The following is a 19,765-nucleotide window of genomic DNA, read 5'->3' on the forward strand; positions in this document are numbered from 1 at the left end:
TTTAAATATTGTTTAAATTAAATTCAATTGGTAAGTGATCACTTAACCCTTTTTTTATAACATTATTGTTATTTAATAAATTCACAGAACCTATCTGGGTTATAATTTTTAAACTTGATTCATCGAACACATTTGCAAGTAATGATGGTCTCACCAGCACCTGATCAAACATATTCCAGCCAAAATCAACAGGCTTGTTTACCGGCTTGTAATATGTACCGTTAACATCTCCTTTCCCATATTCTCCGTAAAAGCTCCACATCGGATTATAGAAATAATTATAGGTTTTCTCCCTGACAATGCGGCTTCCTTTGCATGCGATTCTCTTATCAAATGTAGAATGCAGGCCGGTAGTTTGTATCATAGCATCCTGGAAGGGATTCATATTGAAGTCACCAATGACAATTGTATGCTGATTTTTAGTTCTTTCTTCAATAAGATCGATAAAAGCTTTCGTTTCCGAAACAAATGCATTCTGATCATTTGTCTCAAAAACAACTTACTCGGAAAATGGAGGATAATAAAGTTAATGACGCTTCCCAACGACGACATATATTGCTTACAGGTAATGCGGTCATCATCATTTATTTCCTTCAATCTCTCCGGAGGAAAAGTGGTAAATAACACGGTAAATGTCGAAACGATAGGCTCATAGTAGAAATACTTTGGATGTTCTTTATTCAACCTTGAAAGCAGCACATCTGGATCTAAGTTGCTTTCAACCAGAATTAGAAAATCAATGTTATTATGGATTGCAAACAATGAAACAGCATCATACATTTCGCTGTTATTCTTATTATTAATATTCCAAAAGCCTACTTTCATCCTGCAAATATGTATTTCCAAAAATATCCCTTTCTATATATCAAAAAGTGTATGATACAAGAATGAACAAAATGAACATCACATGATAGCTCTTTCCGGAATGACTAATTTGCGCACTGAAATATCAAGTGTCAAATAAACAATAATAATTCCCTATCTTACTCCCAAATTCCGGTTATGAAAAAGTTACTGACTGCCACCCTGCTATGCTTCAGCCTGTCGGCCGCTGCCCAGTTGAACGTCCATGTCCCCACCATCGATGAAGTAGGCGCCACCAGGCTTCCCGCTAACATAGCTCCCGTGCATGCCCCTTTTTCAGTACCGGCTTTTAAAAAACCCATATTCCCGAAATACACGATCACCATCAAGGGACAGGGAAGCGCACAAACAAAAGAGATCCAGCAGGCCATTGACGCCGTTAGCAAAAAAGGCGGCGGAACAGTTATCATACCTGCGGGCAACTGGCATTCAGGCCGTATCGCGTTGAAATCCAACGTCAATCTCCACCTGGAAGAAAACGCGGTACTGGAGTTCGGTGGAGAAATAAGAGATTATCTCCCTGTGGTCTTCACCCGTACGGAAGGGGTCGAGGTCATGTCTCTCGGCGCCTGTATCTATGCGAACGGACAACATAATATTGCCGTAACCGGCAAAGGGAAACTGGTTGGTCCGCCGGCCAATTGTCCTGTCAGAAAACAGGTCATGCGCCAGGATGTGATAGAAAATGTCGTAGCTGCCAATAAACCGGTCTCGCAGCGGATATATGATGGCCATGATGGCGGTCCTGTGTACCTGCCAATGTTCGTTTCTGCCGTCAACTGTAAAAATGTTTATTTAGAGGGCTTGCAACTGGAAAATACCCCTTTCTGGAACATTGTCCCTATCTATTGCGATAACGTCATTATACGGGGTATAACCGTCAATTCTGTCGGTATTCCCAGCGGTGACGGTATTGACATTGAATCCAGCAAAAATGTACTGATAGAATATTGTACGCTGAACTGCGGCGATGACTGCTTTACATTAAAAGCCGGTCGCGGAGAGGACGGTTTACGTATCGGCAAACCAACAGAAAACGTCGTTATCCGCTATTCACTGGCACGGCAGGGACACGGTGGCATCACCGTTGGCAGCGAAACAGCTGCCATGATCCGGAACCTGTATGTACATGATGTAGTTTTTGACGATACAGAAGTTGGTCTCCGTTTTAAAACAAGACGTCCGCGCGGCGGTGGTGGTGAAAACCTGCACTATGAACGTATCCGTATGCGCCTGCGGCTCGATGCTTTCAGATGGGATATGCTGGGCGCAAGAATGTATGTAGGCGCGCTGGCTGATCGCCTGCCCGCCTTACCTGTCAATAAACTGACGCCGGTATACAGGAACATTTACGCTAAAGACATTGTGGTAGACAGCGCGAGAGCGCTGGTAAGAGTGGATGGTATTCCGGAATCACCTATGACAGGCTTTCACCTGCAAAATGTAGAAGCGCATTGTACGAAGTTCTTACAGAGTATAGACGCCAATGTTATCAGTATCTCCAACGCAAACATATATACAACAGATTCCGCTGTAACACTGACCGATAGCAGGAATATTACTTTTGATAAGGTACACGTTATCAACCCCGCCAATAAAGTCGTGGTGAATATTTCCGGAGAACTGACCGATAATATACGCTTTAGTAATTCTGTACCGGAGAAACCCGAAGGCTGGGAAACCGCTACCTGGAAGAAGAATTAAATCACTCAAAAGCTTATTCTACATTCACAGCACACATCCCTGCTGGACTACTAACGGGTATTTCAAAAGGAATATCCTAATTTTGCAGCTATATATAGTATCTATACCTAAACAATGTTTGTTCGTGAATAGCATCCCTTTTGAACTGCACCTCACAATACATGGCCTGTTAACCGCTGATATTGAACATTTTGTCAGTTGCTGCACTGCACAGGAAGCTAAGCCGATGATGATTGAGCTTTCCAGAGGAACATATATTCATCAGCCGATGATGAACAAGGTTGTAATCACATCTTCCCTTCAGGAGGCATTGATGGATGCAACAATGCTGTCTGGTATACTACAGACAAGCGGCTTCCCTGTAAAAAGACTGAAGATTGAAGTCCCGGCAGATCAGTTTGACGCCGTACCCGATATGTCAGCAAACTTTACACCTTACTTCGAATGGCATGGAAAAGTGATGTATGACAACGTACACGCTTTACTGGAATGTTGTGCCACGTACCAGGTGCATTTATCAAGGAATGCCCTTAAACAGGAGCAGACTACCAGGTTTGTTACCCTGCGGGAATTCGGAGATATAAATATCTTTCAGCAACGGATCAACAAGCTCTCTGCAGCGCTTAATGACGGCGGATGGACAGTTATTAAACAGCAATCAGAATATTGCATATACGACAACAACATAATTTTAGACGGAGGCTGGTTAACCCAATAATCCTTTAAATTAAATCAAATGGACAATTTTATCCGGAATGAAATCATTGCGACAGAGTCGGCCATTCGCCGCGCCGCACTTACCGGTCATCCCTTTATGTTAAAGGGAAGTTATGTAACACGTCAGTATTTTAAAGACCCTTCCATGAGAATACCGATGGATCTGGATTGGGTATATCTTCTAAGGGTGGAAGATCCCGAAACGGCCAAAAATACATTTGATGACTGGGCGATAAAAGTAACTGAACTGGATATCGATTCACAGGACGGTGTTCAGTTCCGTAGCTTCAGAGAGGATGCTTTCTGGAGAAGAATAGATTACTTTATGGCAGATGATTTTCCGACCGTAAATACTGATCTGGCCTACACCATCGACGGCGAAAGAGACCGGATATCTATAGATATTTCCTTCAACCTCGACATAGAAGACAAGCCGGTTCCCTTGCTATATCAACCCATGAGAGGCCCTTCATTTATCGTCCCTGACACCGTACCCTTGTCGCTACAGGTATCCTGGAAATTACATCAGACACTGGTAAGAGCACGTTTCAAGGATATTTTCGATCTGATCCATCTGCTCTCTAATCCAGCGTTTACAGAGATCGTACGTGAGAAAACCATCCATGCATTAATGAAGGAGTCCGCAGTGAGCAATGTGCAACAGGAAAGAATACAATGGCTGTTTTCCGGACAACTGAAGAAACTTTATCCCGCCGGTTCACTGGAAAAAAGCTGGAATAAATGGAGATTTGAAAAGCAACGCAACTCCTGGGAATGGCACCATGACCCCGAACTTTTTTCCGAAGGCTATTGCTGGCATATTACAGCAGAAGAAAACCTGCCCGCATCTCATGATGAATTTGAAGCACAGTTCAATGCAGCATTGCGCCATGCTGGTCTGACAATGGAAGTAATAGTAAAGCATCCTTATATGCTGGGCGCGTAATGCGTCGTCCGCTGAAGCAGGTAACAGCTGCTTTAGTGGACTTTTAGTTACCATCAGGATGATGCTGCTGAACATATTCACCAACTCAAACAAACGCCTTTCCTCAAACCCTTCCTGCGAAAAGCAGCCAAACCAATGCATTTAAAAATACTTTAATAAAATACTCACAATTGAATCAATTTAAACCCCTATCTTAGCCTTATCATTAAGATTTCCAATGAATTACATCAGGTTTTCCTCTACCTACAATCACCAGCAGCTTTGCGCTGAACTGGAAAACGTACTCCAACAAGACTGGCCACTCCATTTTAATACCCGTGATTTCGACGGAGAATGGCGCAGCATATCCCTGCGTTCCGCCAGCGGAAACAGCCAGGATATACTGGCTCATCCGGAAGCACAATACCAGGATACGCCCGTACTCGCCATGATGCCCTACGCCAAAGAGATCATCGATTCCTGGAAATGTGAGAAAGAAGCCGTGCGACTGTTGTCCTTATCCCCAGGCAGCGAGATCAAACCACATAAAGATCCCGGATGCGGTTACCGGGATGGTGTTTTCAGAATACACATTCCGATCATGACCAACCCGGAAGTATACTTTATGCTGGAAGAGGAAAAACTGCGTTTGCAGTCCGGCGAATGCTGGTACATGGATTTCAGCTGTACACACGCTATCGTAAACAAAGGTTATACAGCAAGAGTACACCTGATCATGGATTGTATCCGGAATGAATGGAGCGACCAGCTATTTGCGGGGCATGGGTATGATATTGCTACCAAACGAAAATCTCCCCAAATGGATCCGGCTACGCGTACTGCTATGATAGCAGAACTGGAGAGAATGGATACCGATACCACCAGAGCGCTTATTGCCCGTTTAAAAGCAGAACAATAATGCAGTACACCGCTATCAATAACTGGATTCCCTATAAACTCACCTATGCGGAAAAGGGATGGATGGTAAAATGGCTGGACCTCGCCGATCAACGCATGGACCTGCCTTTCTTTGATGAAACCATTCAGCTGTGTAGAATAAAACAGCTGGAAAGATCACGGTTGCAAAGCATTTCCACCGCTGATTTCCTCATGGATGCCTGTAAAGACCTCCCCGGATTACAGCCTTCCGCTTTCGTATTTCATGTATCGCGCTGCGGATCGACACTGGTCTCACAAGCCTTCACAACATCAGCCGAAAATATAGTGGTGGCAGAAGCACCTTTGCTGGATGAAATACTCCGTAGTAACGAGCAACAGCCAGATCTCGATCCACAAACCCGGGAAAACTGGTTCAAAGCGGCCATCAACCTCATGGGACAACACCGCAATGCACAGGAGACCGATTACATTATCAAACTGGACAGCTGGCATATTCATTTCTACGAACTACTGAGAGCCTGGTACCCGAACACACCCTTTTTCTTCCTGTACCGCCGGCCCGACCAGGTAGTCGCTTCGCATGAAAAACGCAGAGGTTTACAGGCCGTTCCCGGTATGATCAATCCTGCCCTGCTGAAAGTAGGCGATGTTAAACGTTTTGGCAGCGATTTTAACCAGTATACCTCCGCGGTACTGTATGAGTACTTCATACAATTACAGGCGATCCATGGACTGCAGCATCCGCTTAACGGGTTTTTTGACTATGCCGATGGCGTATTTGAAATGATGGAAGCTTTCAGCACCTTCTCCCGGATTCCCATAAAGGATGCCGCCCTGTTAAGCGAACGGTTAAAATATCACAGCAAGTATAAAGGCGATGTATTCAAACCAGATGCTGCTGCTGATGCAAAGTATTTTCACGAAGATTGTCATGCTGCTTACGAACAGCTGAATGCACAGATAAAATAACGAGATGGGGCAGATCATTCAGTTTACCGGACTTTCCGGCGCCGGTAAAACTACGCTGTCAGCCGCTTTGCTGACATGGGGACAAACACATGATATTTCAATTAAACTGATAGACGGAGACGTATACAGACAAACACTCTGTAAAGATCTGGGGTTTAGTAAAGCTGACCGGCTGGAAAATATTGCCCGCTTGGGCGCTTATGCGGCGACTATTGCGGCGGACTATGACTTTGTCATCATTGCCGCTATCAATCCCTATGAAGAAGGAAGAACAAAGCTGAAACAGCTTTATAATGCTGCGCTGGTATGGTTGCGATGTGATATAGACACGCTGATCAATAGAGATCCCAAAGGATTGTATAAAAAGGCATTGCTACCCGATGATCATCCTGAAAAGATTCATAATCTCACCGGACTGAATGATACGTTTGACACACCTCTCAGTCCGGATCTGATCATCGATACAGGTCATACAAACGCCAATGAAGCGCTTGCTGCGGCTGTTGATTTCCTTAATCAACGGTTACACCGGCAGGGCCCTGCAACTGATAGCCCTTTCCCCATTTGAAGACATAACGTCTCGCAAGTGTGAAAGTGCCCTTCTTATTCGTTTTTGCGTAAGGTCTTACTTCGTCCGGCAGACTTTCCAGATCATTCGCCGTATATTTTCCCTTGATCGTTACAATGATATCGCGGAAGAAACGTTTGTCGCTTTCCGGACAACTATACGTACAATCCCAGGAAGCCAGATCTTCTTCTTCCGATACCTCTGTACGTTGTGCATCATACATCGTCATCACCTGCTTGTAAGTACCACCGGTACCCGCTATCAGGTATAATACACCTGCGAATGGTCCGCCGGCAGGACCGTTCACCACCTTCAGCATAAATGCATACTGGTCATGTCCGATCATCAGCGCCTTAGGATCAGGGCAATTAGAGAAAGCACCATATGCACCGATAGCAGGCTGAAAGAATTTCATGGACCATACCTTACCGGTTAAAGCAAATTTCGCAATACCAAGCGTACCGCCGGTAAAGCGGGAAACCTGTGCCCCATCTGCATCATATTCAGAATGATTAAACGTCAGCATTTTGTACTGCATACCGGAAGAATCCTTATAACTGATCACATTCAGCAAACGGGTAGCCACCCCTTCCGCATAGGGAAAATCGTAAGCAGCATCCTCATTGGCATCAATGTAAGATTTGGCTTTACAGGTTTTACAATCCCAGTTGATCATTTCATTGGTGTAGTCGCCGGAAACGATTTTATAATGTTTACCTGGGAAGAGTTTTAACAATGTTTGCTGTCCGTCGAAAGGCTCCGGGATTTCCAATACACGTGTGGGAGATAACATTGTGTCGCTGATATTCTTTTTTAATAATTCTCCGTCCTGTGCAAAACAGCCTGTCGCGACACCCAGACTGCACAGTAATCCAATAAATAATTGTTTCATATGTTTATGCTAGCGGCACTAAAGGTAACAGATTTTGCCTGATTCCTTCCTCCCTGAAAACTGTGATTTACATAAGCGGAATCTGGCTTCTGCGAATATAAATCCGGGGCGCTATTCTGATAAAGCCATAAAAATTCCTGTATTGCCTGTCTTCATTTACCGGCTGCGTTATTACCGAGAAATCATAAATAAGCTCCCTGACACCCAATAGTATACTGGTGTGTTCAAAGACCACCACACTATCACACGGCTCGTCCTTCCGATACGGATAATTTTCGGGAAAGCTAACCGTCGCCTCCTCTCCCAGTATTGCCACCTTTTTACGCAGGTCGTCCGGCAGACTGCTCACCGGAAATCGCTGTGTGGGATTACCGGCCATCCGGCGCAAAGTATCTGCAACAGCAGTTACATCTCCCAGGTTCTTTTGTACATAATGGGTAATATGCCTGTCATTCATCCTTTTCAGGGCCACACAGGCACAGGATTGAAAAGCGATACAGGCCATAAGGCCAACGAGGTAAACATAGATCTTTTTCATCGGGTAAACGGAGATTAATTGTCCCTTCCGAATGTAAGGATTCATACCGGTCTCAACTAAATCTTCTTATCAAATACTCCAAAAAGTGCTCAATTTCCACTCATTATGTACTTTTTTCAGTATATTGATTTAACTTATGAAAGTTTGATCAATGTACAATTCCATAATTATGAATTCCACAACAGCTAATGCTACCGTTCAGCAACAGCGGATGGCACGTAAAATCACGATCGAAGTAGTATTGACCATTATCCTGGCAGGAGCTGCAGTGGTGCTTGCGATGTAAAGTGAAGAAGAAAGAATTAACGGAGGCTTTTCCTGAACTCTTCAGGTGTTTGTCCCGTGTACTTCTTATAAAATTTAGTGAAATAAGAATTATCTGCAAAACCCAGCTGATACGCTATTTCAGTGATAGTAGAGTCTTTGTTCACAAGCAATCTTTTTGCCTCCAGTATGATCCTGTTACGGATCAGTTCTCCTGCGGACATACCCACCGTACTATTACACAATGCATTTAAATGATTAGGGGTAATGAAGAGTAATTCTGCATACTCTCTGGGCAACTTCAATGTGGTATAATTCTTCTCAATCAGTTTCTGAAAATTCTTCAGCAGGATATAATTGTAGTTATTCGACGGCACCGGCGACTTTTCAAAACTGAGTCTTCCGATCAGAATAAACGCCTGCAACATCAGTACCTGTATCATATCCACAGACATATCTGCGGGCTGTTCAATCTCCCGGATCAGTTCTTCAAAGATCCTTGTGATAGGCGTATGCAGCTGTTCCGGCAGGTTGATGACCGCTTCATCAACATCACCGGTAAAGAAAGGAAACTGCTCAAGATAATCAGGTTTCTGTAAGAGCGACTGCAGGAAATTAAATGAAAAGTTGATGATATAGCCGTCTACTTTTCCTTCAAACTGCCAGCTGTGCACCTGACCAGGAATCATGAAATAAATCTGGTAAGGCTTTACAGTGAAGGTTTTGAAGTCGATCGTATGCGTACCGGCGCCTTCGGTGAATAAAGTAACATGATAGAAATTATGTTTGTGCGCATCACGAAGATTCTCATGCACACTGAGGTAAGGCGCAAATCTGCTGATCTGAATATCATCATGTTTATACCCTGTGAGCGTACTTACATCGTATACCGGAAATGCCTTTTTTACCATCCTTACAGCTTAATATAATCTGAAATTGCGTTGACCTTTCATGGATAACAACGGCAGGCTAAATTAATAAATTCATGGTGGACGCAAGCCCTGAATAAAAACCGGCCTTTCTTAGAATCAGCTGTTTTACACAGCTGATTCTAAGAAAGGCCGGCAATATTTACACGGGCATATCATTATGCACCGAAAAAATGCAATCAATAATCGAAGAACTCAACTTCTCCGCTCATGTAGAGGTAAGCTTCTGCTTTACGTCTGCGGGTCAGACCATCCAACACTTTACCTCCTGACATATTCCATTTCAGAAACTCCATCACGACAGAAGGATCCTTAGGATCAGCTTTCACTACTTTCAGCAGAGTGCTATCACCCAGACCTTCCGCAATACCGTTTTTGTTCATATCGCTACCTACGTTGTAAGCGAAACATACCAGCGCGTCAAACTGCTGTTGTTTCAGACCTTTTATACCTGTAGTGAGCTTATTTACATCTGCTACGAAGCCTTTTTTAATATTGGTGAACAGTGCATCCGCACGTTGCTGCGTAATAGTATCTCCCTTTTTTACTGCTTTACCGTCTTCGTATACGGTATTACCCCAACCGATTGTCCAGATGCCTTTGCTGTCCTGGTATGCTGCCAGACGGCATTTCTCGAAGTGTTTAATGAGCTTTTCCCCGTTTGCGCCTAATTCCATAGTTTGAGATTAAATATTATGACTGTGAGATGATAAAGATATAATATTTATATTATTTATCAAGAATAAGAGTATCAATGAAGCTATATATTAGTGAATTGAACTATTTTTATCCGCAGGGTATTCGGATATACTGTATAGGTAAGGCAAAAGCATTGTTCCGCTAACGGTATAAAGGGGGAATTACCTGACTTCCTTATGAGTGTAGTCAGACAATAGTCATCCTACATTCATCTATCGTTGAAAAACGGAAATTCAACGAAGAATCACTATGATCTGAGTACTATTTGGCCAAAAAGAAGACACTATAAATATAACGACAGATCATCTAAAAAAAGCGTCCCAAAACCGAACCAGCTTTTTTTATTAAAATAAGTCCGGTAACTACCGGAAAGACCTAATTAAGACATGCCTTCGGTTTTCTGATGCGGTATGAGGGAAGCCGGTATCCCGTAAAAGCAGTGCTCCATTGTTTTGAACTGATTATGAAGGTTATACATTTCAGGGTTTCCATGTTATTTTTTGAACAAAGGCCCTATTAAATTACCGTGGCAACACTTTTTTTTGTACAATTGTAGTGAATTCAGGGACAAACTTTTCAGCACTACCCCAGTAGATAATCTGTCAGTTAGCTATCAAATTTTACTATTTATATCCTCTTATTTCTCTGTACTATGAGCGAGGAATTATTGACGCACCTGATCCCCTCAATAACGGTTACCCAGGAACCGATCATGTATTCTTTACGGCTTACTTATCCCGTAGGCAGTTTCCTTTTATCTTCAGGCATCCTGCCAGCTACCTGCTGGGGAATCGTCGCGTTATGGATCATTGTGATGATAAAACGGCTGGACGTATATGAGAAAAAGCAAAACGAGCTGATATTACAACTGGAACGGCAACAAGCCATGATGGCCATTCAGGAGGTCAGCATACAGGAAGCAGAACGCAAAAGAATTGCAGCAGATATTCATGACGAAATAGGCAGTAACCTGGCCGCTATCAGGGTCAACCTGCAAAGTCTTCATTACAGCACCGTTCAGGACGAGCAGAAAGCCAATAGTCTGCTGCAACTGGTAGACCAGACCAGTCAGAACGTAAGAAGAGCCGCACACAACCTGGTCCCTCCCCTTTTCGGACATATTCCCTTAACAGATATTCTTCAGTCATATTTTAGTTTACTAAGGACCCCGGAAGTACTTTTTCACTTTTGCAGCAACAAATACCAACCCTGTTTCGATGCCCGCCAGGAACTGATGTTATACCGGATCGTCATGGAACTGACGACCAACATTATCAGACATTCCAGGGCATCCGCAGCGACCATTCAACTGCTTTATTATCCCGAATACCTGGAGATACTGGTAGAGGACGATGGAATCGGCTTGCCTTTGAATAGCCGCCCATCGGGTATCGGACTTTCAGGCGTGAAAACCAGGGTAAAATCCCTGGGCGGACAAATGCACATTGACTCAGGCATCTCTGGCACAACCTTTATCATTCATATTCCCGTAATTCCACAACATGCAGCCCCCTGTTAACATCATCCTTGCCGATGATCACACCCTCTTTGCCGACGGCATCCGCTCTCTGCTGGAGCAGACGCCTTATATTACCGTCCAGGGTATTGCCTCCAACGGACAGGTATTAATCGAAATGTTACAACGGCATCAGCCGGATCTTGCGATCCTGGATATCAGTATGCCGGTCCTGAATGGTCTGGAAGTCACGAAGATCATTCGTAAGGATATGCCGCATATTCGGACGATCATACTTTCCAGTTACAGCGATCCCCACCTGATATCCTTATCCCGTAGTTACGGTGCAGATGGCTACCTCATGAAAACCTGCAATCAATATGACCTCCTGCAAACAATCACCCGGGTGGTCAGGGGAGAAAGTTGTTTTCCACAGCTCCCCCGGATACAGGAAGCGGAAATCGATCACTCCTTCCGGGAGTTCAATCTGACCCGTCGGGAACTGGAGATACTACACCTTATTAATCAACAATTTACAAATCAGCAGATTGCCACACACCTGTATCTGAGCATTTATACAGTGGAGACCCACCGGAAAAATATTATGCAGAAATTACAACTGAAAAGTCCGGCTGCGCTCACTCGTTTTCTCCTGGAAAAAGGGCTGTAACCGGTAGCCACAGTACCTGCCATGTCATTCTGTCATTTTCGGATTTTATTGCTTAGTTTTGCTTTCCTAAAATTACTTGAAAAGGATGCTGGAACAGGTTACAAAAGTGCATGACGAAAGTCGCCAGGGCGAGGCTTACGCGCCTGTGGCCGGAGAATCACAGACTTATACAAAAAAATTCTATATAGAGAGCTATGGTTGCCAGATGAACTTCAACGATAGTGAGATCGTGGCATCCATTCTGAAAGAAGAAGGCTTCGGTCCTACCCGTAACGTGGAGGAAGCGAGCCTGGTATTATTAAATACCTGTTCGATCCGCGAAAAAGCGGAGACGACTGTACGCAAACGCTTAACAGAATTCCGTAAAATAAAACAGCGTAACCCGGAACTCCTGGTGGGAGTATTGGGCTGTATGGCTGAACGACTGAAGGCCAAACTGCTGGAAGAGGAAAAACTGGTAGACATGGTAGTAGGTCCTGATGCCTACAGAACATTACCGGCCCTCATTGAAGAAGCAGAAACCGGTCAGAAAGCCGTGAACGTACTGCTCAGCCGCGAGGAGACTTACGGCGATATCAGTCCGGTAAGACTGGACAGTAATGGCGTTACTGCCTTCGTATCCATTATGCGTGGCTGTAACAACATGTGTTCCTTCTGTGTAGTACCGTTTACCCGCGGCCGTGAACGCAGCAGGGACAAAGCGTCTATTCTCCAGGAAGCAACCGACATGTTCAACAGAGGCTACCGCGAGGTAACACTGTTGGGGCAGAACGTGGATTCCTACTACTGGGTAAGCCCGGACAATGACAATGATATCACCACCTTCGCCAATCTGCTGGAAGCAGTTGCCCTGATCAGTCCACTGCTCAGAGTACGCTTCAGTACCTCTCATCCGAAAGACATTACCGATGATGTGCTGTACACCATGGCGAAATACGAGAACATCTGCAAATACATTCACCTGCCGATGCAGAGTGGAAGTACCCGCATACTGCAACTGATGAACCGTACTTACACCAGGGAATGGTACATCAAAAAGGTTGACCGCATCCGCGAAATACTGCCAGGTTGTGCATTGTCCACCGACGTGATCACCGGCTTCTGTACAGAAACAGAAGAAGATCACCAGGATACCATGACATTGATGGATTATGGCCAATACGACCTCGCCTATATGTTCTTCTATTCCGAACGTCCCGGTACACTGGCTGCACGCCGTTACCAGGATGACGTGCCGGAAGAAGTGAAGAAACGGAGGCTGTCAGAAATAGTGGACCTGCATCGCGCACAATCACTGAAAAGTATGCAGCAGGATGTTGGTAAAACGTTTAAAGTGCTGATCGAAGGCGTTTCAAAACGTTCCGAAGATCAACTTTTTGGCAGAACAGATCATAATAAGGTAGTGGTATTCCCGAAAGAGGATTTCCGTAAAGGGGAATATATCTGGGTGAAGGTAGAGGATTGTACTGCCGGCACTTTACTGGGAACTTCGACAGGGCGAGCTTAAAAGACAAATTAATTGGATCACAGCACCATTTACGGACTCCACAGTCTGTAAATGGGTAAATTGAGGATGATATGGATAATAACATTCAGTCCATTAAAAACAGGTTTGGCATTATAGGAAACTCACCAGCATTGAATTATGCGCTGCAGGTAGCAGCGCAGGTGTCCAATACGGACCTGACAGTGTTGATAAACGGAGAAAGTGGCGTTGGTAAAGAGGCGTTTTCAAATGTTATCCATTCATTGAGTGCCCGTAAACATAACCCTTTCATCGCCGTTAACTGCGGCGCCATTCCTGAAGGGACTATTGACTCAGAACTTTTCGGCCATGAAAAAGGCTCCTTTACAGGAGCCGTTGACAGCCGTAAGGGATATTTCGAAACCGTGAACGGTGGTACCATCTTCCTCGACGAGATCGGAGAAATGCCGCTGGGCACACAGGCCCGCCTGCTGCGCGTACTGGAAACAGGCGAGTTTATCAGGGTGGGTTCTTCCAAAGTACAGAAGACAGACGTACGTGTTGTGGCAGCAACCAACAGAGACCTGCTGGAACATACACAACAGGGTAAGTTCAGGGAAGACCTGTATTACCGCCTGAACACCGTACCTATCCGCGTACCAGCCCTCAGAGACAGGAAAGAAGATATTATACTCCTGTTCCGTAAATTCTGTGTAGACTTTGCTGAACGTTATAAAACGCCTGCCATCCAGCTGGATGAAGAAGCGCGTAATATACTGATCAACTATACATGGAGAGGTAACGTACGTGAACTCAAGAATATGGCGGAGCAGATCTCCGTACTGGCACAGGATAAACTGGTCAATGCACAGGAACTCAGACGTTTCCTGCCAGATATACCAGAGCCTTCCCGCCTGCCGATGATCGCAGCGCCACAAGGCAAGAGCAACGGCGACTTTGCCAGCGAAAGGGATATCCTGTACAAACTCTTCTTCGACATGAAGAAAGATGTAACAGAACTGAAGAAGATGTTCTTCGACATCCTTCAGAACCCTGCGATGGCACATTCCGGCAACTTCCAGGATAGCCATGTACTGCATAGTTTCCATCCGCAGCCGGAAGTAACATCGACCGCAGTACCGGTGCCAACCGCTATCTCGTCTCCACAACCTATTATTTTACAACAGGATAACAACAAGATAGATCACCACGAAGAAGTAGAGGAAACTTTATCCATTGCCGACAAAGAGAAAGAACTGATCGTCAAAGCCCTGAAAAAACACAAGGGTAAAAGGAAAGACGCAGCGCTGGACCTGGGCATTTCCGAAAGAACACTGTACAGGAAATTAAAAGAATACAACATTAACGAATAAGATGTCTGTCCGCCGGCGGCGGACAGACTTAATTTTTTTACGATGATCAGATTACTTCAGGGGATAGTTACCATCAGCTTATTGCTTGTACTGGGCGGATGTTCCGTTCATTATTCCGCTACCGGCGCCAGTATCGAACCAGGCGCAAAGACCGTCAACGTAAGATTTATTGAAAACAGGGCGCCGATCAATAACCCGACTTTGAGTCAGAACCTGACTGAGCGACTACGTACCAAAGTACAATCCCAGACCAGCCTGGTACAGATCAATGAAGAAGGAGCAGATTATGAGTTCAAGGGCTCGGTAACCGGTTACTCCTTCAGTAACGCCGCAGTAACGAATGTGGATCAGGCAGCTACCTCCAGGCTGACGGTGACCGTAAACATTACCTTTGTAAAAAGAATCGGCGACAAAAAAGGCTATTCGCAGTCATTTACCCGCTCTGCCGATTTCTCGGCTTCACAGCTGCCGACGACGGTAGAAAACGGGTTGCTTGAGAACAATATTCTGCCGCAGATTGTGGATGATATTTTCAACAAAGCATTCGCTAACTGGTAAGTATTACAAAAACTTTCGTATTTAACTTTTTTTCATACTTTAGCAGCATGACCGCAAATAGGATCGTCCAACACATATTCCAACAACCTGATATCAGGCAGGTTGATGAGTCGGCCCTTGAAAGGCTGGTATCCTCTTATCCGTATTTTACGGCTGCCCGCCTGCTGCTGGCGCGCAAACAATACACTGTGAACAAGAACCTGCTGTCTCCTGCCGTTAAGAAGGCACAGCAGTACAGCAATAACATGCATTATTTCTACCGCTTTGTCACTACAGACGAGAAAAGCCTCGCTGTACCAGAAGAAGCGCCGGTCGTGCCTGTACCTGCTGCACAGGAAGAGGAGAAAATAGCAGCATCCGGTCAGTCTGCAACTCCTGTGGTCGAAGCGATTGCACTGACGCCTGTAGCGGAGCCTGCTCCTGTTGCACCACCGGAAGCACCTGTTACAGCTGCGACCGTTGAGACGACACCAGTTCCTGTTTTGGAAACACCTGTACCACAAGCGGTTGTGGAAATACCTGTAACAGCGCCTCAGCCAGTGCCAGCTGTAGTTGCACCGGAAGCGCCGGTTACAGCTGCGACGATAGCAGCTACCCAGCCATCCAGTCCGGTACAGGAAACCAGTATTACTGTTTACACACCTGAAATACCGGCAGCAATAGCACCTGCTCCGGAAGAAGATACCGAAGAAGAGATTACTGTTACTGCCAATGAGGTAGTAGCTTCTCCAATACCGGAAGCACCTGTGATGGCGACTCCTGTAGCTACGCCAGCACCACAGCCTGTTCCGGTTCAGGAACCTGCTCCGGTTCCACAGCCAGTCGCCCAGACTATTGCGGAAACAGCTGCGGAGGCAGAGCCGATTAAAATATTCCCGCTGGACACTTCTGCAGAACCAGAAGGCGCACTTACCTTCCAACCGCTGTACAGTGATGACTATTTCGCCTACAAACGGCTGAAAGATCCTGAGCACGCTGAAGGGCTGAATGAAAAAGGTGCTGCGGAAATGAAAAGCTTCACTTCCTGGCTGAGAGATATGAAACAGACCTTTGCTGAAAAAGCCAGTAAGAAGTGGTACCAGGAGCAGATGCAGCGGAGTTATGAGGATTCCAATCCGGAGGTATCCGAGAAAGTTGAAAAGATGGCAATGGAGTCTATCACACTGAATAATGACATCGTTTCAGAGACCCTCGCGGAGATCTGGGCACGTCAGCAACAGTACCAGACAGCTATCCATATATATCAAAAATTAAGTTTGCTTAATCCCAACAAAAGCGCTTATTTTGCGCAAAAGATTAAAGAACTTCAGTTACTAACAGAAAAAAGTTAACTTATATACTATGTTATTGATTTTCGGCATTTTAATCATCCTGGCCTGTGTGCTTTTGGGTTTTTTCGTACTGGTACAGAACCCGAAAGGTGGTGGGTTATCCGGTACCCTGGGTGGATTTGGTAACCAGGTGATGGGCGTACGCCAGACTACAGATGTACTTGAAAAAGGTACCTGGGTACTGTCAGCTATCATTGCCGTACTGTGTCTGACTTCTTCCCTGTTTATTTCCAGAGGTACTACTTCTGAACAGAGAAAAGCAATCATGGAGCAGAACGCAGCCGCTCCGGCTCCGGCACAAACTCCAGCAACGCCACTTCAGAGCCAGCCAGCTCCAGCTGCTGACTCGAACAAATAATTCCTGCTGTTAAAGCTATTTTCGAACCTCGCCGTCACAAGCGAGGTTTTTTATTGAATACCACCCTATGGCAAAGAAAAGCAAAGCAAAAAAAAGTCCAGCTAAGAACCTTTGGATCAAACGTCTGCTCGTAGCTGCCGCCGCCATCCTCGCCGGCCTGCTGGTATACGTTGTATATTATGTCTTTGGTCCAAATACAAAAGCCTTCGGCGATAGCAAGTTCTTTTACATCCGCACCGGCAGCACTTATGGCACCGTACTGGAAGGACTGGAAGAACAAGGCATTATCCGCAGCAAACTCAGTTTTGAAGTAGTCGCCACTCAATTAGGCTACCGCGACCGCGTGAAAGCCGGTAAATACAAAATCAGCAGAGGCATGAGCAATTTTGAGATCGTAAAACTGCTGCGTTCGGGTCACCAGACGCCTGTGAACCTCACGATCACTAAACTGCGCACCAAACAGGACCTGGTCAGAAAGATCTGTTCTAACCTGGAAGCAGACTCCGCTACTTTCCGCGCCCTGCTGAGCGACCAGGTATACCTGCGCCAGTTCGGACTCGATACCAATACCGTTATGAGCGCTTTCCTGCCAAATAGTTACCAGTTCTACTGGAACACGACCGCAGAAAATGCCTTCAAAAAAATCGAAAAGGAAAGCGACGCTTTCTGGAACGATACCCGTAAAGCCGCTGCACAGCGACTGGGTCTGACGCCGACACAGGTAGTGATCCTCGCTTCTATCGTTGATGAAGAAACCAACAAAAACGATGAGAAGCCGCTTATCTCCAGCGTATACCTGAACCGCTTCCGCAAAGGAATGCGTCTCCAGGCAGATCCGACCGTTAAATTTGCGTTGCAGGACTTCTCCATCAGAAGGATCCGCGAAGGACACATTGCCTTTGAATCTCCTTACAATACCTATCAGGTGACCGGTCTGCCACCAGGCCCCATCTGTACACCTTCTATCAAATCAATTGAAGCCGTACTGAACACACCTGAAACTGATTATATCTATTTTTGTGCAAAGGCCGATTTCTCCGGATATCACGCCTTTGCCGCCTCCTACGCAGAGCACATGAAAAATGCACACGCATTCCATCAGGCGCTGAATGCTAGAGGCATATAACCAGCAAGAAACAATGCCTTTCAGACCAGAAAACATCATCTTCCATTCAAAGCCTTTCCGCAAACTCGTAGATATCAGCAAGACACTGGTATTACCGGGATTTGAAGGAGTGCCGTTGTATGATGTGATCAAGTTCTTTCTGAAAGAAATGCGTAATCAAAGCCTGGGGGAACGGGCAGCAGCCATTTCATTCAACTTTCTGCTGGCTATTCCCCCATTCTTTATCTTCCTCTTCACACTCGTCCCCTACATACCGATGCAAAACGTAGAGGCCACCTTGTATGAGTTAGCAGAAGATGTGACCCCAAATTACAATACCTACATTATCATACGGGATATGATCCATGACTTCCTGTATACTCACCATAATGGCTTGCTGTCCCTCGCATTTATTATGGGCTTCTTTACTTCATCCAATGCAGTAATGGGTATCGCCAGGTCGTTCAATAAAAAACTCCCGGGATTCCGTCGCAGAAAGTGGTGGCAGAAGCGTCTCATGGCATTAAAGCTGACACTTATTCTCATCATACTACTGCTCCTTACAATCATTCTCATCATCGCACAGGGTACTGTACTGGGATATATTTTCAATTATCTTGGTATCACAGATAAGCGGATCCTTTCACTGGCAGACGTTGCCAGATGGATTTTAATCGGCCTGCTGTTCTTTTCCATGCTGTCGGTAATCTATCGTTTTGTCCCAGCGACAGTAAAGAAGTGGAAGTTTATTACTGCCGGATCAACGTTTGCTGCTATTCTGATGATTTTAGTAACAATCCTGTTTTCCTACTTCGTAAATAACTTTGGGAATTACAATAAAATCTACGGTTCCGTTGGAACGATTCTTATATTGATGCTCTCAGTATATTTCTATTCTTTCATTTTGCTGATAGGATTCGAGTTGAATGCGAGTATCCGAATTCTTAAAGAAATCGCCAATCTGCGCAAAGAAGATTTACCAATGGAAGTACAGGGATTATCCTGATACGATCAGACACCATCAGATACTATGAAATACCATCTGATAATATTATAGCCACATTACGCTAATTACTATTTACCACTACTTTTTATCTCCCCCTTCTTACTACTAAAACCAGTAAAGCCCACCTCATCTTATTGACTGCGCAGGGGGACAGGTGAAATCCAGCAGCCTTAGTTATTTGAAGTATGCTGAGCCTATGCACCCAGGGGTTTAATCGCCCCTCAACTGCCAAAATCTCCAATCCACCGCCACATACTCAGAAACTTCAAAGAACTACAGCCAGTTATTTACACCTGCCCCGCAGCAGGGGAAGCACCTCAACCAACAAAAAGGGAAAACTACAATCCACTGGATTTCAACGAGTATTGAAGCACCAAAAGAAAGCCAAAACCCTTTACTGTCGGGGAATTCTACACCTTTAAGTTTGCAAGAAGAACCCGCATAAATTAGATAAAAACATCACATATTTCGTAT

The 19,765-nt window shown here is 45.1% G+C and carries 20 protein-coding genes; 15 read left to right on the forward strand and 5 right to left on the reverse strand.

Annotated elements, in window-relative coordinates; genetic code table 11:
• Position 1: 1 nt before the first annotated feature.
• Positions 2-364 (reverse strand): hypothetical protein, encoded by a 363-nt coding sequence (locus CPIN_RS29190; RefSeq protein WP_044222774.1) that lies wholly within the window; start codon positions 362-364, stop codon positions 2-4.
• 638 nt (positions 365-1,002) lie between these two features.
• On the opposite strand from CPIN_RS29190, the gene CPIN_RS29200 reads away from it, so the two are divergent.
• From CPIN_RS29200 to CPIN_RS29225, 6 genes are all read left to right on the forward strand, one after another.
• Positions 1,003-2,568, forward strand: coding sequence for a glycoside hydrolase family 28 protein (locus CPIN_RS29200; protein WP_012793487.1), 1,566 nt, complete (start codon positions 1,003-1,005; stop codon positions 2,566-2,568).
• A gap of 124 nt (positions 2,569-2,692) precedes the next feature.
• Positions 2,693-3,286, forward strand: a complete 594-nt coding sequence (locus CPIN_RS29205; RefSeq protein ID WP_012793488.1) for a hypothetical protein — start codon at positions 2,693-2,695, stop codon at positions 3,284-3,286.
• An 18-nt stretch (positions 3,287-3,304) separates the two neighbouring features.
• A complete protein-coding gene (locus CPIN_RS29210) occupies positions 3,305-4,231 on the forward strand; it encodes a nucleotidyl transferase AbiEii/AbiGii toxin family protein (protein WP_012793489.1) in 927 nt (308 codons plus the stop codon).
• A gap of 217 nt (positions 4,232-4,448) precedes the next feature.
• A complete protein-coding gene (locus tag CPIN_RS29215) occupies positions 4,449-5,129 on the forward strand; it encodes an aspartyl/asparaginyl beta-hydroxylase domain-containing protein (protein WP_012793490.1) in 681 nt (226 codons plus the stop codon).
• Positions 5,129-6,079: a hypothetical protein gene (locus CPIN_RS29220; protein ID WP_012793491.1), complete on the forward strand. Its 951-nt coding sequence runs from the start codon at positions 5,129-5,131 to the stop codon at positions 6,077-6,079. The genes CPIN_RS29215 and CPIN_RS29220 overlap by 1 nt, the downstream gene beginning before the upstream one ends.
• Positions 6,080-6,083: 4 nt before the next feature.
• Positions 6,084-6,647: an adenylyl-sulfate kinase gene (locus CPIN_RS29225; protein WP_012793492.1), complete on the forward strand. Its 564-nt coding sequence runs from the start codon at positions 6,084-6,086 to the stop codon at positions 6,645-6,647.
• Here the strand turns inward: CPIN_RS29225 and CPIN_RS29230 are convergent.
• The 4 genes from CPIN_RS29230 to CPIN_RS29245 all read right to left on the reverse strand — a co-directional run bounded on the left by CPIN_RS29230 (position 6,592) and on the right by CPIN_RS29245 (position 9,947).
• Positions 6,592-7,539: a hypothetical protein gene (locus CPIN_RS29230; protein ID WP_012793493.1), complete on the reverse strand. Its 948-nt coding sequence runs from the start codon at positions 7,537-7,539 to the stop codon at positions 6,592-6,594. The two genes, CPIN_RS29225 and CPIN_RS29230, sit on opposite strands and share 56 nt — an antisense overlap.
• Positions 7,540-7,606: 67 nt before the next feature.
• On the reverse strand, positions 7,607-8,077 hold the full coding sequence (locus tag CPIN_RS29235; protein WP_012793494.1) for a hypothetical protein: 471 nt from the start codon (positions 8,075-8,077) through the stop codon (positions 7,607-7,609).
• Between the two features lie 302 nt (positions 8,078-8,379).
• Positions 8,380-9,252 (reverse strand): helix-turn-helix domain-containing protein, encoded by an 873-nt coding sequence (locus tag CPIN_RS29240; RefSeq protein WP_012793496.1) that lies wholly within the window; start codon positions 9,250-9,252, stop codon positions 8,380-8,382.
• Positions 9,253-9,449: 197 nt separating this feature from the next.
• The gene (locus CPIN_RS29245; protein ID WP_012793497.1) at positions 9,450-9,947 is read right to left on the reverse strand and encodes a lysozyme; all 498 of its coding nucleotides are present in this window, start codon (positions 9,945-9,947) and stop codon (positions 9,450-9,452) included.
• A 674-nt stretch (positions 9,948-10,621) separates the two neighbouring features.
• On the opposite strand from CPIN_RS29245, the gene CPIN_RS29250 reads away from it, so the two are divergent.
• The 9 genes from CPIN_RS29250 (at position 10,622) to CPIN_RS29290 (ending at position 19,291) form a co-directional block, all read left to right on the forward strand.
• Positions 10,622-11,488, forward strand: a complete 867-nt coding sequence (locus CPIN_RS29250; RefSeq protein WP_012793498.1) for a sensor histidine kinase — start codon at positions 10,622-10,624, stop codon at positions 11,486-11,488.
• Positions 11,472-12,095: a response regulator transcription factor gene (locus tag CPIN_RS29255; protein ID WP_012793499.1), complete on the forward strand. Its 624-nt coding sequence runs from the start codon at positions 11,472-11,474 to the stop codon at positions 12,093-12,095. The genes CPIN_RS29250 and CPIN_RS29255 overlap by 17 nt, the downstream gene beginning before the upstream one ends.
• A gap of 85 nt (positions 12,096-12,180) precedes the next feature.
• Positions 12,181-13,602 carry a tRNA (N6-isopentenyl adenosine(37)-C2)-methylthiotransferase MiaB gene (gene miaB / locus CPIN_RS29260; protein ID WP_012793500.1) on the forward strand — a complete coding sequence of 474 codons (1,422 nt, stop codon included), beginning with the start codon at positions 12,181-12,183 and terminating at the stop codon, positions 13,600-13,602.
• A gap of 71 nt (positions 13,603-13,673) precedes the next feature.
• The gene (locus CPIN_RS29265; RefSeq protein WP_012793501.1) at positions 13,674-14,933 is read left to right on the forward strand and encodes a sigma-54 interaction domain-containing protein; all 1,260 of its coding nucleotides are present in this window, start codon (positions 13,674-13,676) and stop codon (positions 14,931-14,933) included.
• Between the two features lie 42 nt (positions 14,934-14,975).
• Positions 14,976-15,491, forward strand: coding sequence for an LptE family protein (locus CPIN_RS29270; RefSeq protein WP_012793502.1), 516 nt, complete (start codon positions 14,976-14,978; stop codon positions 15,489-15,491).
• A gap of 47 nt (positions 15,492-15,538) precedes the next feature.
• Positions 15,539-16,822, forward strand: a complete 1,284-nt coding sequence (locus CPIN_RS37175; RefSeq protein WP_012793503.1) for a DUF8458 domain-containing protein — start codon at positions 15,539-15,541, stop codon at positions 16,820-16,822.
• Between the two features lie 10 nt (positions 16,823-16,832).
• Complete coding sequence (gene secG / locus CPIN_RS29280; protein ID WP_012793504.1) at positions 16,833-17,180, forward strand: preprotein translocase subunit SecG; 348 nt, start codon at positions 16,833-16,835, stop codon at positions 17,178-17,180.
• Between the two features lie 67 nt (positions 17,181-17,247).
• Positions 17,248-18,306, forward strand: coding sequence for an endolytic transglycosylase MltG (gene mltG, locus CPIN_RS29285; protein ID WP_012793505.1), 1,059 nt, complete (start codon positions 17,248-17,250; stop codon positions 18,304-18,306).
• 13 nt (positions 18,307-18,319) lie between these two features.
• Positions 18,320-19,291, forward strand: a complete 972-nt coding sequence (locus CPIN_RS29290; RefSeq protein ID WP_012793506.1) for a YihY/virulence factor BrkB family protein — start codon at positions 18,320-18,322, stop codon at positions 19,289-19,291.
• Positions 19,292-19,765 lie beyond the last annotated feature (474 nt).

It is taken from the genome of Chitinophaga pinensis DSM 2588, from assembly GCF_000024005.1.
Taxonomy (GTDB): Bacteria; Bacteroidota; Bacteroidia; order Chitinophagales; family Chitinophagaceae; genus Chitinophaga; species Chitinophaga pinensis.

Bases quoted from the DNA above. Each gene is read 5' to 3' on its own strand.
- CPIN_RS29190 (WP_044222774.1), bottom strand. From the start codon at position 364: ATGATACAAACTACCGGCCTGCATTCTACATTTGATAAGAGAATCGCA.
- CPIN_RS29200 (WP_012793487.1), top strand. From the start codon at position 1,003: ATGAAAAAGTTACTGACTGCCACCCTGCTATGCTTCAGCCTGTCGGCC.
- CPIN_RS29210 (WP_012793489.1), top strand. From the start codon at position 3,305: ATGGACAATTTTATCCGGAATGAAATCATTGCGACAGAGTCGGCCATT.
- CPIN_RS29215 (WP_012793490.1), top strand. From the start codon at position 4,449: ATGAATTACATCAGGTTTTCCTCTACCTACAATCACCAGCAGCTTTGC.
- CPIN_RS29220 (WP_012793491.1), top strand. From the start codon at position 5,129: ATGCAGTACACCGCTATCAATAACTGGATTCCCTATAAACTCACCTAT.
- CPIN_RS29225 (WP_012793492.1), top strand. From the start codon at position 6,084: ATGGGGCAGATCATTCAGTTTACCGGACTTTCCGGCGCCGGTAAAACT.
- CPIN_RS29230 (WP_012793493.1), bottom strand. From the start codon at position 7,539: ATGAAACAATTATTTATTGGATTACTGTGCAGTCTGGGTGTCGCGACA.
- CPIN_RS29235 (WP_012793494.1), bottom strand. From the start codon at position 8,077: ATGAAAAAGATCTATGTTTACCTCGTTGGCCTTATGGCCTGTATCGCT.
- CPIN_RS29240 (WP_012793496.1), bottom strand. From the start codon at position 9,252: ATGGTAAAAAAGGCATTTCCGGTATACGATGTAAGTACGCTCACAGGG.
- CPIN_RS29245 (WP_012793497.1), bottom strand. From the start codon at position 9,947: ATGGAATTAGGCGCAAACGGGGAAAAGCTCATTAAACACTTCGAGAAA.
- CPIN_RS29250 (WP_012793498.1), top strand. From the start codon at position 10,622: ATGAGCGAGGAATTATTGACGCACCTGATCCCCTCAATAACGGTTACC.
- CPIN_RS29255 (WP_012793499.1), top strand. From the start codon at position 11,472: ATGCAGCCCCCTGTTAACATCATCCTTGCCGATGATCACACCCTCTTT.
- miaB (WP_012793500.1), top strand. From the start codon at position 12,181: ATGCTGGAACAGGTTACAAAAGTGCATGACGAAAGTCGCCAGGGCGAG.
- CPIN_RS29265 (WP_012793501.1), top strand. From the start codon at position 13,674: ATGGATAATAACATTCAGTCCATTAAAAACAGGTTTGGCATTATAGGA.
- CPIN_RS29270 (WP_012793502.1), top strand. From the start codon at position 14,976: ATGATCAGATTACTTCAGGGGATAGTTACCATCAGCTTATTGCTTGTA.
- CPIN_RS37175 (WP_012793503.1), top strand. From the start codon at position 15,539: ATGACCGCAAATAGGATCGTCCAACACATATTCCAACAACCTGATATC.
- secG (WP_012793504.1), top strand. From the start codon at position 16,833: ATGTTATTGATTTTCGGCATTTTAATCATCCTGGCCTGTGTGCTTTTG.
- mltG (WP_012793505.1), top strand. From the start codon at position 17,248: ATGGCAAAGAAAAGCAAAGCAAAAAAAAGTCCAGCTAAGAACCTTTGG.
- CPIN_RS29290 (WP_012793506.1), top strand. From the start codon at position 18,320: ATGCCTTTCAGACCAGAAAACATCATCTTCCATTCAAAGCCTTTCCGC.